The following is a 14,616-nucleotide window of genomic DNA, read 5'->3' as shown; positions in this document are numbered from 1 at the left end:
TATTACGGGGCCCTAAGGGTCGCCCACCCGAGGGCAGGGCCGGGCGTGGCAGAGGACGGTTGTCCACAGCCCTTGATCCCGCCTATTGACGCCACCTCTAACAAGTGCCAGATTCGCCTGTGTCAAGTTACGGACGCGTAGCGCTCTCGACGGGACGGGGCGGCATGACGACGGCAGTGAGCAGCGGACCCTCCGCGGACCTGCGGGGATTCAAACGGGTGCAGCGCCTGGCCTACGAATGCGCGGAGGCGGTGGCGGCCCGGCTCGAACCGGGCGTGACCGAGCGTGAGGCGGCGCGGATGCAGCGCGAGTGGCTGCGCGAGCGCGGAGTGCGGGACTGGTTCCACCTGCCCTTCGCCTGGTTCGGGGACCGCACGGCCTTCGCGGGCTTCCGCGTCCCGCTCCAGTTCTTCCCCACCGGCCGCGCCCTGGAGCCCGGGATGCCGTTCATCCTGGACCTGGCGCCGGTGTACGAGGGCTACCCGGCGGACGTCGGCTACTCCGGCTCACTGGGCGTGAACCCGGTGCAGGACCGGCTGATGGCCGATCTGGAGGCGCACCGGGAGCTGATCCTGCGCGAGGTGCGCGAGCGGCGCCCGCTGCGGGAGATCTACCAGGACGTGGACCGGCTCATGGTGCGTCAGGGTTACGCCAACCGGCACCGCGCCTACCCCTTCGGAGTGATCGCCCACAAGGTGGACCGGGTACGGCGGCGCCGCTGGTCGCCCCACCTGTTCGGATTCGGCACCCAGTCCCTGAAGGGCCTGGCCTCCGACGCGCTGCGCGGCCACCGCGAGGGCTGGTCGCCGCTGTGGTCGCCGTACCGCTTCTCGGACCACCCGCCGCGGCCGGGCCTGTGGGCGGTCGAACCGCACCTCGGCTTCCGGGGCACGGGCGCGAAGTTCGAGGAGATCCTGGTGGTCACCGACTCCCGGGACGCCGAGGAGAGCGCGTTCTGGCTGGACGACGATCTGCCGCACGTGCGGCGCTGGGCGGAGGAGAAGTGACCTTGGAGGGTGCACGCGAGCGCCGGGTGCGCACGGGCGGGGTCGAGCTGTGCGTGGCCGAACTGGGCGACCCGGCACAGCCGACCGTCGTCCTGGTGCACGGCTACCCGGACAGCAAGGAGGTCTGGTCGGAGGTCGCCGGCCGGCTGGCCGACCGCTTCCACGTGGTGCTCTACGACGTCCGGGGCCACGGCCGTTCCACGGCGCCCCGGCCCCTGCGCGGCGGCTTCACGCTCGCCAAGCTCACCGACGACTTCCTGGCCGTCGCGGACGCGGTCAGCCCGGACCGGCCGGTGCACCTCGTCGGGCACGACTGGGGCTCGGTGCAGTCCTGGGAATTCGTCACGGTCGGCCGCGCGGAGGGCCGCATCGCCTCGTTCACCTCGATCTCCGGCCCCTGCCTGGACCACTTCGGGCACTGGATCGACGCGCGCGTGAAGCGTCCGACGCCCCGGCGGGTGGGCCAGTTGCTCGGCCAGGGCGCCAAGTCCTGGTACGTCTATCTGCTGCACACCCCGGCCCTGCCGGAGCTGGCCTGGCGCGGCCCGCTCGGCAAGCGCTGGCCGGGCATCCTGGAGCGTGCCGAAGGGGTGCCGGCCGGCGACTACCCGACCGCCTCCCTCCCCTCGGACGCGGCCCACGGCGCCTGGCTGTACCGGGACAACGTCCGCGCCCGGCTGCGCAGGCCACGCCCCGACGCGTACGCCCACGCGCCCGTGCAGCTCATCACCCCCGAGGGCGACGTGTTCCTCTCGGAACGGCTGTACGACGACCTGGACCGGTGGGTGCCCCGGCTGACCCGGCGCACGCTGCCCGCCGGGCACTGGGTCCCGCGCACCCGGCCCGATCAGCTGTCGGCGTGGATCGAGGAGTTCGTCACCTCCGTGGAGGGCGGCCGGCCCGCCCCGCGGCCCACCGGCCGGCACGCCGAGCGGTTCGCCGGCCGGCTGGTGCTGATCACCGGCGCGGGCAGCGGCATCGGGCGGGCGACGGCGTTCGCCTTCGCGGAGGCCGGCGCGCGGGTGATCGCCGTCGACCGCGACGCCGAGTCCGCGGCCCGCACCGCCGAGCTGTGCCGGCTCGTCGGCGCGCCCGAGGCGTGGGCCGAGCCGGCCGACGTCTCCGACGAGCAGGCCATGGAGAAGCTCGCGGAGAAGGTCCACCGCGAGCACGGCGTGCTGGACGTGCTGGTCAACAACGCGGGCATCGGCCTGTCGGGCTCCTTCTTCACCACCACGGCCGACGACTGGCGCACGGTGCTGGACGTGAACCTGTGGGGCGTCATCCACGGCTGCCGGCTCTTCGGGGCCCGCATGGCCGAGCGCGGCCAGGGCGGCCACATCGTCAACACGGCGTCGGCGGCGGCCTACCAGCCCTCGCGCCTGCTGCCGGCCTACAGCACCTCCAAGGCGGCGGTGCTGATGCTCTCCGAGTGCCTGCGCGCCGAGCTGGCGCCCAAGGGGATCGGCGTCACGGCGGTCTGCCCGGGCATCGTCAACACCAACATCACCGCCACCGCCCGCTTCACCGGTGTGGACGAGGCCGAACAGCGCCGCCGCCGGCAGCGTTCCGCCCGCCTGTACGGCCTGCGCAACTACCCGCCGGAGAAGGTGGCCGACGCGATCCTGGACGCGGTGGCCCGCGACAAGCCGGTGGCGCCGGTGACCCCGGAGGCCAAGGGCGCCCACCTGCTGTCCCGTCTCGCACCGGGTCTGCTGCGCAGGATCGCGCGGCTGGAACCGAGGCTGTGAGGAGGAGGGGGCGTGGTGTCCCCGGGCACCACGCCCCCCGGTTGTCCACAGTTTCGTCGATTCGGCTGTGGATAACCCCACTTCGTTGTGGATCAAACCTCCGAACGGGAAAACCCGCGTGATCCGCGTCTCTCCGTCCGCGGCCGCCAAGCGCGTGCGCGGATGACCGTTTCCCCCGCCACCGGTGGACCCGCTTACTCTCGGACACATGAGTCTGCGTCTGAGCACCGTGATCCTTCCGTACCGCCGCTGGCACGAAGGAGCCCGTTCGGCGTGGCAGCGTGCCGAACAGCTCGGCTTCCACACGGCGTACACCTACGACCACCTGTCCTGGCGCAGCTTCCGGGACGGCCCCTGGTTCGGCGCCGTCCCGACACTGACGGCCGCCGCGGCGGTCACCGACCGGCTGCGCCTCGGCACGCTCGTCACCTCCCCGAACTTCCGCCACCCGGTGACCCTCGCCAAGGAACTGGTCTCCCTGGACGACATCTCCGGCGGCCGGATCACCCTCGGCATCGGCGCCGGCGGCACCGGTTTCGACGCGACCGCCCTCGGCCAGGAGCCCTGGTCCCCGCGGGAGCGCGCGGACCGGTTCGCCGAGTTCGTGCCCCTGCTCGACCGGCTGCTCACCGAGGACACGGTGAGCCACGAGGGCCGGTTCTACTCGGCTCACGAGGCCCGGAACATCCCGGGCTGCGTCCAGCGCCCCCGGCTGCCGTTCGCCGTGGCGGCCACCGGTCCGCGTGGTCTGAAGCTCGCCGCGCGCCACGGCCAGGCGTGGGTGACCACCGGCGACCCGAAGCTGTACGAGACCGGCACGCCGGAGCAGTCCGTCGAGGCCCTGCGCGGACAGATCGGCAGGCTCGCCGAGGCGTGCGAGGCCGCCGGGCGGGACCTGGCCGGGCTGGACAAGATCCTGCTCACCGGATTCACCCCCGACCGTGGCCGGCCGCTGTCGTCCTTGGACGCCTTCGTGGACTTCGCCGGCCGCCACCGGGAGCTGGGCTTCACGGAGATCGTGATCCACTGGCCCGTTCCGGACTCCGTTTTCACGGCGGACGAGAAGACCTTCGAGCGGATCGCCATGGAGGCGCTCCCCCAGCTGGACTGATCCGGGGCCGTCCCGGCCGCCCTCATCCGCGTCGCCTGTGTCTCATCTGTGCACAGCCCCGCACGCCCGTGCGGGAGCCTGCGCGAGAATGGCCGGGTGACCTCAGCGACCAGACAGCCCGGAACCCCTGCCGCCGCCCTGCCGGCGCGGCTGATCGCCACCGACCTCGACGGCACTCTGCTGCGCGACGACAAGTCGGTCTCCGCGCGGACCGTCGCCGCGCTGGCCGCCGCCGAGGAGGCCGGGATCGAGGTCTTCTTCGTCACCGGCCGGCCGGCCCGCTGGATGGACGTGGTGAGCGAACACGTCCATGGTCACGGCCTGGCGATCTGCGGCAACGGCGCCGCCGTGGTCGACCTGCACGGCGGTCCCGGCGCCCACCGGTTCGTGAAGGTCCGCGAGCTGACCCGGCGAGACGCCCTGGCCGCCGTGCGGCTGCTGCGCGACGCGGCCCCCGGCACGGTGTTCGCGGTCGAGCAGACCTACGGCTTCCACCAGGAGCCGGACTATCCCAAGCTGCACATGGAGATACCGGAGACCCTCCTGCCCGCCGAGGAACTGCTCGCCCCCGACGGCCCGACCGCCGACCAGCCCGTGCTCAAGATCCTCGCCTACCACCCCTCCCTCGACCCCGACGCCTTCCTCACGCTGGCCCGTCTGACGGTCGACGGCCACGCCAACGTCACCCGCTCCAGCCCCAGCGCCCTGCTGGAACTGAGCGGACCGGACGTCTCCAAGGCCAGCACCCTCGCCCTGTGCTGCGCCGAGCGCGGCATCTCGCACGAGGAGGTCGTGGCCTTCGGGGACATGCCCAACGACGTGGAGATGCTGACCTGGGCCGGCCAGTCGTACGCGATGGGCAACGCCCACCCGGACGCCGTCGCCGCCGCGTCGGGCCGTACGGTCGCCAACAACGAGGACGGCGTGGCGGTGGTGATCGAACGGATCCTCGCGGACCGGGGGTAACGGGGGCGGGAGCCCCTCCCGTGGCGCGGGGCGGATGACACGGGCCGTACGAGGCGGGGTGCGGGAGCGGCGGGGCGGCGGGCCACGGGCCTGAGGCGGCGGGGATTCCGTCGCCGCGGCGGCGCTGCCTGTCGCGCCCCGGCCGGTCCGCTTCGCCCCGCCGGCCTCACCGCGCTCCCACCAGTTCCTCCACCTCGGCCTCCCGGGCGGCCATCTCCCGCAGCGGCCCCTCCTCGGCCAGCAGCCGCCGGTACGGTCCGCGCTGCACCACCCGGCCCGCGTCGAGGACGATCACCTCGTCCACCGCGTCGAGTCCCGCCAGCCGGTGGGTGATCAGCAGCGTGGTGCGGCCCTCCGTGACGGCCAGCAGATCGGCGGTCAGCGCGTCCGCCGTCGCCAGGTCCAGGTGCTCGGCGGGCTCGTCCAGGACCAGCACCGGGAAGCCGGCCAGCAGCGCGCGGGCCAGCGCCAGCCGCTGCCGCTGCCCGCCGGACAGCCGGGCCCCGTGCTCGCCGACGAGCGTGTCCAGACCGTCGGGCAACGACTCCACCCAGTCCAGCAGCCGGGCCCGCGCCAGCACTCCGCGCAACTCGGCCTCGGTCGCGTCCTTCCTGGCCAGCAGCAGGTTCTCGCGCACCGAGCTGTCGAAGAGGTGCGCGTCCTGCGCGCACAGCCCGACCAGCCGCCGCACGTCGTCCCCCGCCACCGCGCACGCGTCCACACCGGCGAGCGTGTACGAGCCCGCCCGCGGATCCAGGAACCGCAGCAGCACCTGCGCGAGCGTCGTCTTGCCGGAACCGGAGGCCCCCACCACGGCGACCCGGCGCCCCCGCTCCAGTGTCAGGTCCACCCCGGCGAGCGCCTCACGCCGCTGCCCCTCATGGCACGCGACCACGCCCTTGAGCACCACCGGGAACGGCGACACGGGCGCCGGCCGGGGCTGCTCCGGCTCGCGTACGGGATCGGCGGCGTCCAGGATCTCGTACACCCGCTCCGCGCTGCGCCCCACCCGCTGCCGGTAGCGCACCGCGAGCGGCAACCCCAGGACGGCCTCGAAGGCGGCCAGCGGGGTCAGCGCGACGACGGCCATCGCCACGCCGCCCAGCCGGCCTGCCGCCACCGCCTGGGCGCCGAACAGCGCGGTGGCCGTGACGGTCAGCCCGGAGATCAGCGCGGTGAGCCCGTCGCCGAGTCCGGTGACGGCGGCGGCGCGCGCGGCGATCCGGGTGAGGGCGCCGTCGGCCCGCCGGGCCGCGTCCGTACGGTCCGGCAGCGCACCGGCGACGGTCAGCTCGGCGGTGCCGGTGAGCAGGTCCGCCACCCGGGTGGCGAGCACGCCCCGGGCGGGCGCCAGGCGCCGTTCGGTCCGCCGGGCCACGGCCGCGGTGAGCAGGGGCACGCCGACGCCCGCCGCCAGCAGGCCCGCCGCGAGGGCGGTGCCGGCCTCGGGCAGCAGCCAGGCCGTGAAGCCGACGGAGGCGGCCGAGACGGCGACGGCGGCCCCGGCGGGCAGCAGCCAGCGCAGCCAGTAGTCCTGGAAGGCGTCCACGTCCGCGACCAGCCGGGTGAGCAGATCGCCGCGCCGCGCGCCGCGCAGGCCCGCGGGGGCGAGGCGTTCCAGACGCCGGTACACCGCCACCCGGGTGTCGGCCAGCATGCGCAGGACGGCGTCGTGCGAGACCAGCCGCTCCGCGTAGCGGAAGACGGCCCGCCCGATACCGAAGGCACGGGTGGCGGTCACGGCCACCATCAGATAGAGCACCGGCGGCTGCTGCGAGGCCCGCGAGATGAGCCAGCCGGAGGTCGCCATCAGCCCGACGGCACTTGCCAGGGCGAGACTGCCCAGCACCAGGGCCCCGGTCAGCCGTCCCCGGACCCCCGCGCCCAGCGCGCGAACCCGGGCCGGCGCACCCCGCCCCCGGTCCCCGGCCGGCGCACCGCCCCCGCCGAGCCCTTCCTCCTCCGGCCCGTCGTGCCGGGCGGCGCGAGGCAGGGGGTCCAGGGGGTCGGGCCCGTGGGACGCCCGGCCGACCGCCGGGTGCTCCGCGACATCCGCGACATCCGCGCCATCCAGCCGTACGACCCTGTCGGCCACCCCGAGCAGCGCGGGACGGTGCACGACGAGGAGCACGGTCCGCCCGGCGGCCAGCCTCCGCACCGCCGCGACGACCTCCTCCTCCGTCGCCCCGTCCAGCGCGGCCGTCGGCTCGTCCAGCAACAGCACGGGCCGGTCCGCGAGAAACGCCCGGGCGAGCGCGAGCCGCTGCCGCTGGCCCGCCGACAGCCCCGCGCCGTCCTCCCCGAGCACGGTGCGGGCCCCGTCCGGCAGCGCCGCCACGAACTCCCACGCACCGGCGTCCCGCAGCGCCCGCCGCACGGCGTCGTCGTCGGCCCCGGGCCGGGCCAGCCGCACGTTCTCCGCGATGGTCCCGGCGTACAGATGAGGCCGCTGCGGCACCCACGCGATCCGCGACCGCCACTCCTCCAGGTCGAGCCCGGCGAGATCGGCGCCCCCGATCCGCACCCGCCCCCCGGTGGGCCGTACGAACCCGAGCAACACGCCCAGCAGCGTCGACTTGCCCGCACCGCTCGGCCCGACCAGCGCGACGGTCTCACCGGGCTCCACACGGAACGACACTCCGGTCACCGCGTCCGAAGAGCGCCCCGGGTGGCGGACGGTGACGTCCTCGAAGGCCACGGCGCCCGCGGGCACCGCGCCGGTGCCCGGTGCCGGCGCCGGCGTCTCCAGCACGGAGAAGACCTCCTCCGCGGCGGCCAGCCCCTCCGCCGCCGCGTGGTACTGCGCCCCCACCTGCCGCAACGGCAGATACGCCTCGGGAGCCAGCACCAGGATCACCAGCCCGGTGTACAGGTCCATGTCCCCGTGCACGAGCCGCATCCCGATGGTCACGGCCACCAGCGCGACGGACAGCGTGGCCAGCAGCTCCAGCGCGAAGGAGGAGAGGAAGGCGATCCGCAGGGTGCGCAGGGTGGCCTGCCGGTACTCCCCGGTGATCCGCCGGATGGACGCGGCCTGCGCCTTGGCCCGGCCGAACACCTTCAGCGTCGGCAGCCCCGCGACCACGTCCAGGAAGTGGCCGGACAACCGGGACAGCAACCGCCACTGACGGTCCATCCGGGACTGGGTCGCCCAGCCGATCAGCATCATGAAGAGCGGAATCAGTGGCAGGGTGCCGACGATGATCGCCGCCGACACCCAGTCCTCGGTGACGATCCGCGCCAGCACCGCCACCGGCACGACCACGGCCAGTCCCAGCTGCGGGAGGTAGCGCGAGAAGTAGTCGTCCAGGGCATCGACCCCGCGGGTGGCCAGGGTGACCAGTGAGCCGGTCCGCTGCCCGGCCAGCCAGCCCGGGCCGAGCGCCGCCGCCCGGTCCAGCAGCCGCCCGCGCAGCTCCGACTTCACCGCCGCGCCGGACCGGTGGGCCGCGAGTTCGGTGAGCCACGCGACCAACGCCCGTCCCACGGCCACGGCGGCCAACAGCAGCAGGGGAGTGCGCAGATCGGTGGCCGAGCGACCGTGCTGGAACGCGCCGACGACGATCTCGGCGACGAGCATCGCCTGCGCGATGACCAGTCCGGCCCCCATGGCCCCCAGGCCGACGACGGCCATGAGGAAGAGGCGGGTGGCGCGGGCGTACCGCAGAAGGCGTGGATCGATTGGTTTCACGTGAAACATGCCCTTCGGTCCAGAGGGTGTGTTTCACGTGAAACACACCCTCGGCGGACTCAGTGAGCGGCGTCGGGAGCGATGTGCTGCGTACCGATCCGCTTGCGGAACACCCAGTAGGTCCAGCCCTGGTAGAGCACGACGAGCGGAGTGGCGATCGCCGCGAGCCACGTCATGATCTTCAGGGTGTAGGGGCTCGACGAGGCGTTGGTGACCGTCAGGCTCCAGTCCCCGTTCAGGGTGGACGGCATGACGTTCGGGAAGAGCGAGAGGAAGAGCATCGCCACGGTGGCCACGATGGTGACGCCGGACAGCGAGAAGGCCCAGCCCTCCCGTCCCGCCTGGTTGGCCACCAGTGCGGCGACCAGGGCGACGACGGCCACGACCAGGGCGACCAGACTCTTGCCGTCCCCGCTGTCGGCCTGCGTCCACAGCAGGAAGGCGAGCGCCACGAGGGTCGCGGCCAGGCCGGTCCAGCGGGCCAGCCTCCGTGCTCGCACCCGGATGTCGCCGACGGTCTTGAGCGCGGTGAAGACCGCGCCGTGGAAGGTGAACAGCGTGAGCGTCACCAGACCGCCGAGCAGGGCGTACGGGTTGAGCAGGTCCCCGACATCGCCGACGTACTCGAAGTGCCGGTCGATCTTCACGCCCCGCACGATGTTCCCGAAGGCCACGCCCCACAGGAACGCCGGGAGGAGCGAACACCAGAAGATCGCCGTCTCCCAGGTGCGCTGCCAGTTCTCCTCGGGGCGCTTGACCCGGTACTCGAAGGCGACGCCCCGGACGATCAGGCAGACCAGGATGAGAAGCAGCGGCAGGTAGAAGCCGGAGAAGAGGGTGGCGTACCACTCGGGGAAGGCGGCGAAGGTCGCGCCGCCCGCGGTGAGCAGCCACACCTCGTTGCCGTCCCAGACCGGGCCGATGGTGTTGATCAGCACCCGGCGCTCGGCCCGGTCCCGGGCCAGCAGTTTGGTGAGGATGCCGACTCCGAAGTCGAAGCCCTCCAGGAAGAAGTAGCCGGTCCACAGGACGGCGATCAGGACGAACCAGACGTCGTGAAGTTGCATGACTGTTCCCCCGGCCTAGTACGAGAAGGCCATCGGCTTGTCGGCGTCACGGGTGTCGCCGCCGATCTTCGTGGGCGGGTTGAGGTCGGCCTCGGTGAGTTCGGGCGGGCCGGCCTTGACGTACTTCGCGAGCAGCTTGACCTCGACCACGGCGAGGATCGCGTACAGCGCGGTGAAGACGGCCATCGAGGTGATGACCTCGCCCTGGGAGACACCGGGGGAGACCGCGTCCCGGGTCTGCAGCACGCCGTAGACGACCCACGGCTGGCGGCCCATCTCGGTGAAGATCCAGCCCCAGGAGTTGGCGATCAGCGGGAAGGCCATCGTCCAGGTCGCGATGCGCCAGTACCAGGGGGTCAGCGTCGGGCTGAGCGCCTTGCTCTTGAACAGCACCAGGTGCGGCACCTCGTCCTCGCCGACCCTCAGGTGCTGCGGCAGCATGAACTTCTTGCGGGTCAGCCAGAGCCCGGCCAGCCCGATGGCGAAGGAGGCCATGCCGAAGCCGATCATCCAGCGGAAGCCCCAGAAGGCCACCGGGATGTTGGGCCGGTAGTCACCGGGCCCGAACTTCTGCTGCTCGGCCTTGTTGACGTCGTTGATGCCGGGGACGTACGAGGTGAAGTTGTCGTCGGCGAGGAAGGACAGCAGGCCCGGGATCTCGATCGCCACGGAGTTGTGGCCCTTGTCCACGTCGCCGTAGGCGAAGATCGAGAACGGGGCCGGCTTCTGGCCGTCCCACAGCGCCTCGGCGGCGGCCATCTTCATCGGCTGCTGCTTGAACATCACCTTGCCGAGGGTGTCGCCGCTGACCGCGGTGAGCAGGCCGGCGACGACCACGGTGATCAGACCGAGCCGCAGTGAGGTCTTCATCTCGCGGATGTGCTTCTTGCGGGCCAGGTGGTAGGCGGATATGCCCACCATGAAGGCGCCGCCGGTGAGGAAGGCCGCCGACAGGGTGTGGAAGGCCTGGCTGAGGGCGGTGTTCTGGGTCAGGACGGCCCAGAAGTCGGTCAGCTCGGCCCTTCCCCTCGCCTTGTCGATCTTGTAGCCGACCGGGTGCTGCATCCAGGAGTTGGCCGCGAGGATGAAGTACGCCGAGAGGACCGTGCCGATCGAGACCATCCAGATGCAGGCCAGGTGGATCTTCTTCGGCAGTCTGTCCCAGCCGAAGATCCACAGGCCGATGAACGTGGACTCGAAGAAGAACGCGATCAGGGCCTCGAAGGCGAGCGGGGCGCCGAAGATGTCACCGACGAAGCGCGAGTAGTCCGACCAATTCATGCCGAACTGGAACTCCTGGACGATGCCGGTGACCACGCCCATGGCGATGTTGATCAGGAAGAGCTTGCCCCAGAACTTGGTCGCCCTGAGGTACTTCTCCTTCTCCGTGCGCACCCAGGCCGTCTGCAGCCCGGCCGTGAGCGCGGCCAGGGAGATCGTCAACGGAACGAACAGGAAGTGGTAGACGGTGGTGATGCCGAACTGCCAGCGCGCCAGTGTTTCCGGCGCCAAAGCCAGGTCCACGTCGTCACTCTCCTTACTACGGCGTGGTCAGCGGCGGTTTGCCCCTGTTTGTTGCCCTCATACAGGAGCAAACGGGACGCGCTTGTGAACGCGTTCACATTCACAAGCCATTATGACGCACTGATTTTCGGCCGCGGCAGGGGGTCCCTCCTCCGCCATCGCGTCAAGACCTTGGCAGCGACTTCAACATCTTGTTGAATTGCGCGCCATGCAGATACGCATTTCCTGGCCCGCGGGCAACATCACCGCGACGCTCGTCGGGGACACCCCGACGGCACAGGTCCTCGCCAAGGCGCTGCCGCTCGTCTCGACCGCGCGCACCTGGGGGGAGGAGGTGTATTTCGACACAGGCGTCTCTGTTCCACGTGAAACGGACGCCCGCCAGGTCGTGGAACCGGGCACGGTGGCCTTCTGGACGGAAGGGGACGCCCTCGCCCTCCCCTACGGCCCCACGCCGATCTCGCACGGCGGGGAGTGCCGCCTCGCGGGCCCGTGCAACATCCTCGGCAGCCTGGACGGGGACGCCGGTCTCCTGGCGACCGTACGAGCCGGCGACCCCGTCCGTGTGGAACTGATCGAGGAGTAGCGCTCCTACCGCGTCACGGCTCCTCGCCGTCCTCCGGCGCTACCACCGCCGGGTCACTGTCCCTTGGGGAACGCCTCCGCCACCTTGAGGAAGATGTCGTTCGCCTCGGCCTCGCCGACCGTCACCCGCACACCCTCGCCCGGGAACGGCCGGACCACCACCCCGTGCTCCTCGCAGGCCTGCGCGAACGCGACGGTGCGCTCCCCCAGCCGCAGCCACACGAAGTTGGCCTGCGTCTCCGGCACCGTCCAGCCCTGGTCCCGCAGCGCGTCGACCACGCGCGTGCGCTCACACACCAGCGAGCCGACCCGGCCCAGCAGCTCGTCCTCGGCCCGCAGCGAGGCGATCGCCGCCTCCTGCGCGAGCTGGCTCACGCCGAACGGCACCGCCGTCTTGCGCAGCGCCGCCGCCACCGGCTCATGGGCGATCGCGAAGCCGACCCGCAGGCCGGCCAGCCCGTACGCCTTGGAGAAGGTCCGCAGCACACAGACGTTGGGCCGCTCCCGGTACAGCTGGACACCGTCGGGCACCTCGGGATCGCGGATGAACTCGCGGTATGCCTCGTCCAGCACCACCAGCACATCGCCGGGCACCCGGTCGAGGAACCGTTCCAGCTCGGCCCGCCGCACCACCGTGCCGGTCGGATTGTTCGGGTTGCAGACGAAGATCAGGCGCGTGCGCTCGGTGATCGCGTCCGCCATCGCGTCCAGGTCGTGCACGTCGCCCGGCGTCAGCGGCACCTGCACCGACCGGGCGCCGCTGACCTGCGTGATGATCGGGTACGCCTCGAACGACCGCCAGGCGTAGATCACCTCGTCACCGGGGCCGCTGGTGGCCTGGATCAGCTGCTGGGCGACCCCCACCGAGCCGGTTCCGGTCGCCAGGTGGGACAGCGGCACCCCGAAACGGTCGGACAACTCGTTCATCAGCCCGGTGCAGCCCATGTCCGGGTAGCGGTTGACCTCGCAGGCCGCCGCGGTCACGCTCTCCAGCACGCCCGGCAGCGGCGGGTACGGGTTCTCGTTGGAGGACAGCTTGTAGGCGACCGTCCCGCCGGCCGCGGCCGGCTTGCCCGGCTTGTAGGTGGGGATACCCTCCAGCTCGGCGCGCAGCTTGGGGCTTGTCTCGCTCACCGCAGTCCTCCTCGCGACCACCGGCGGACCGTCGACACCACCGGCATCCAATACTCCACACCTTAAGAGGATTCGGCCCCGCTGCGTACAGGTCGGGCACCCGGCGACCCGGCGGGCACCGGGCCCGGGAAGGCACGGATCTCCCGGTTCCCGTCGCCATCGGAGGCATCGCCGCATGAAGGCGTGCGTTTCGGGGGGCGCTCCATACATATATCTACGCGCCGGTGGCTTGCGCCCTGGCGCGCATCGCCCGTGAAGGTGAGTTGAGACCTCTTCGAAACATCGGACCCTCGGCAGGTCCACCCGCCCCGGCAGGCCACGTCTTGCCCTGTAATGCCACAAGCTCCTTTGTTTCCAAGGCATTTGATGCCCAAAAGCCATGCAGAAACGTGCCTCCCAAGGAGTGCATATGCGTCCGCACTACCCCACCGCATGAGCCCTACTATCGGCTCGCCATGACAGCAGCAGGGAAGCACCAGGTGAGCCGAGCGGAAACCTCACGCCGAGGCAGCCGACCGGGCCGGGCGGGCATCAGAGACGTCGCCGCCGCCGCCGGGGTCTCCATCACGACCGTGTCCGACGCCCTCAACGGCAAGGGCCGGCTCCCGGATGCCACCCGGCGCCATGTCCGCGAGGTGGCCGACCGCCTCGGGTACCGGCCCTCGGCCGCCGCCCGCACCCTCCGTACCGGCAAGTCGGGCCTGATCGGCCTGACCGTGACGACCTACGGGGATGAACCTTTCACCTTCACGGAGTTCGCGTACTTCGCGGAGATGGCCCGGGCCGCGACCTCGGCCGCGCTCGCCCGCGGCTACGCCCTGGTCATCCTGCCCGCGACCTCCCGCCACGACGTCTGGTCCAACGTGGCCCTGGACGGCACGGTCGTCATCGACCCCTCCGACCAGGACCCGGTCGTCAGCGAGCTCGTCCGGCAGGGGCTGCCGGTCGTCTCCGACGGCCGCCCGGCCGGCGCCCTCCCCGTCACCGCCTGGGTCGACAACGACCACGAGGCCGCCGTGCTCGGCATCCTCGATCACCTCGCCGCCGCCGGCGCCCGCCGCATCGGCCTGCTGACGGGCACCTCGACGGACACCTACACCCACCTGTCGACCAGCGCCTACCTGCGCTGGTGCGAGCGGGTCGGCCAGGACCCGGTCTACGAGGCGTACCCGGCGCACGACCCGTGCGCGGGTGCCGTCGCCGCCGACCGGTTACTCGCCCGGCCCGACCGGCCCGACGCGGTGTACGGGCTGTTCGACCCCAACGGCACGGATCTGCTCGCCGCCGCACGCCGTTACGGCCTGCGCGTGCCCGACGACCTGCTGCTCGTGTGCTGCAGCGAGTCGACCATGTACGCCAGCACCGAGCCGCCCATCACCACGCTCTCGCTGAAGCCGCGCCGTATCGGCACCGCCGTCGTCCAGCTCCTCATCGACGCCATCGAGGGCGTCGAGTCCGAGCAGCCGGTCGAGCAGGTGATACCGACGGAGCTGATCGTGCGCACCTCCTCGCAGCGGCGCTCCCCGCGCACGACGGTCAGTCCACCACGGACACCCGACGACCGGTAGCGTCCTGCGCCGCCCCCGGGCGGCACAGGGTGACACGGAGCGGTGCGGGGCCCGGCGGGCGCGTCACGGGGCGCGTCCGGTGCGGCACGAGAACCGGCCGGGCGAGGGATCAATCGGCCGAGAGCTGGTCGAACATCTGCCCAAACGGGGCGAAAGCCGCGGTGAACTGGAGTCTTGTTCCGATTCACCACCCCTGGGTCATCACACGGCGC

The 14,616-nt window shown here is 72.0% G+C and carries 10 protein-coding genes; 6 read left to right on the top strand and 4 right to left on the bottom strand.

Annotated features, from left to right (window positions below; translation table 11 throughout):
• Positions 1 to 164: 164 nt before the first annotated feature.
• The 4 genes from ACZ63H_RS05520 to ACZ63H_RS05505 all read left to right on the top strand — a co-directional run bounded on the left by ACZ63H_RS05520 (position 165) and on the right by ACZ63H_RS05505 (position 4,835).
• Positions 165 to 1,007 carry a M24 family metallopeptidase gene (locus tag ACZ63H_RS05520; RefSeq protein ID WP_469862405.1) on the top strand — a complete coding sequence of 281 codons (843 nt, stop codon included), beginning with the start codon at positions 165 to 167 and terminating at the stop codon, positions 1,005 to 1,007.
• Positions 1,004 to 2,758 (top strand): SDR family oxidoreductase, encoded by a 1,755-nt coding sequence (locus ACZ63H_RS05515; RefSeq protein WP_469862403.1) that lies wholly within the window; start codon positions 1,004 to 1,006, stop codon positions 2,756 to 2,758. The genes ACZ63H_RS05520 and ACZ63H_RS05515 overlap by 4 nt, the downstream gene beginning before the upstream one ends.
• Before the next feature lie 208 nt (positions 2,759 to 2,966).
• Positions 2,967 to 3,869: an LLM class flavin-dependent oxidoreductase gene (locus ACZ63H_RS05510; protein WP_469862401.1), complete on the top strand. Its 903-nt coding sequence runs from the start codon at positions 2,967 to 2,969 to the stop codon at positions 3,867 to 3,869.
• A 96-nt stretch (positions 3,870 to 3,965) separates the two neighbouring features.
• Entirely contained in the window at positions 3,966 to 4,835 is an 870-nt protein-coding gene (locus ACZ63H_RS05505) for an HAD hydrolase family protein (RefSeq protein WP_469862399.1), read from the top strand.
• 166 nt (positions 4,836 to 5,001) lie between these two features.
• Here the strand turns inward: ACZ63H_RS05505 and cydD are convergent, their stop codons facing one another.
• Genes cydD through ACZ63H_RS05490 form a run of 3 tightly spaced genes read right to left on the bottom strand, consistent with a single transcriptional unit; the run spans position 5,002 to position 11,117 of the window.
• Complete coding sequence (gene cydD / locus ACZ63H_RS05500) at positions 5,002 to 8,526, bottom strand: thiol reductant ABC exporter subunit CydD (protein WP_469862397.1); 3,525 nt, start codon at positions 8,524 to 8,526, stop codon at positions 5,002 to 5,004.
• Positions 8,527 to 8,585: 59 nt separating this feature from the next.
• Entirely contained in the window at positions 8,586 to 9,593 is a 1,008-nt protein-coding gene (cydB, locus tag ACZ63H_RS05495) for a cytochrome d ubiquinol oxidase subunit II (protein WP_469862396.1), read from the bottom strand.
• A gap of 15 nt (positions 9,594 to 9,608) precedes the next feature.
• Entirely contained in the window at positions 9,609 to 11,117 is a 1,509-nt protein-coding gene (locus tag ACZ63H_RS05490) for a cytochrome ubiquinol oxidase subunit I (protein ID WP_469862394.1), read from the bottom strand.
• A gap of 208 nt (positions 11,118 to 11,325) precedes the next feature.
• Between ACZ63H_RS05490 and ACZ63H_RS05485 the strand changes: the two genes are divergently transcribed.
• A complete protein-coding gene (locus tag ACZ63H_RS05485; RefSeq protein WP_469862392.1) occupies positions 11,326 to 11,703 on the top strand; it encodes a cyclophilin-like fold protein in 378 nt (125 codons plus the stop codon).
• A gap of 53 nt (positions 11,704 to 11,756) precedes the next feature.
• Here ACZ63H_RS05485 and hisC read toward each other — a convergent pair whose 3' ends face one another.
• A complete protein-coding gene (gene hisC, locus ACZ63H_RS05480; RefSeq protein ID WP_469862390.1) occupies positions 11,757 to 12,836 on the bottom strand; it encodes a histidinol-phosphate transaminase in 1,080 nt (359 codons plus the stop codon).
• Between the two features lie 455 nt (positions 12,837 to 13,291).
• Here hisC and ACZ63H_RS05475 point away from each other — a divergent pair, with 455 nt between their 5' ends.
• Positions 13,292 to 14,404, top strand: coding sequence for a LacI family DNA-binding transcriptional regulator (locus tag ACZ63H_RS05475; protein ID WP_469862388.1), 1,113 nt, complete (start codon positions 13,292 to 13,294; stop codon positions 14,402 to 14,404).
• Positions 14,405 to 14,616 lie beyond the last annotated feature (212 nt).

Source organism: Streptomyces sp. NPDC104831 (assembly GCF_055583025.1).
The sequence above is the reverse complement of the archived record's forward strand: the minus strand, read 5'-3'. Positions and strand labels throughout refer to the sequence as shown.

Coding starts and splice junctions, on each gene's coding strand:
- ACZ63H_RS05520 (WP_469862405.1), top strand. CDS start 165: ATGACGACGGCAGTGAGCAGCGGACCCTCCGCGGACCTGCGGGGATTC.
- ACZ63H_RS05510 (WP_469862401.1), top strand. CDS start 2,967: ATGAGTCTGCGTCTGAGCACCGTGATCCTTCCGTACCGCCGCTGGCAC.
- cydB (WP_469862396.1), bottom strand. CDS start 9,593: ATGCAACTTCACGACGTCTGGTTCGTCCTGATCGCCGTCCTGTGGACC.
- ACZ63H_RS05485 (WP_469862392.1), top strand. CDS start 11,326: ATGCAGATACGCATTTCCTGGCCCGCGGGCAACATCACCGCGACGCTC.
- ACZ63H_RS05475 (WP_469862388.1), top strand. CDS start 13,292: ATGACAGCAGCAGGGAAGCACCAGGTGAGCCGAGCGGAAACCTCACGC.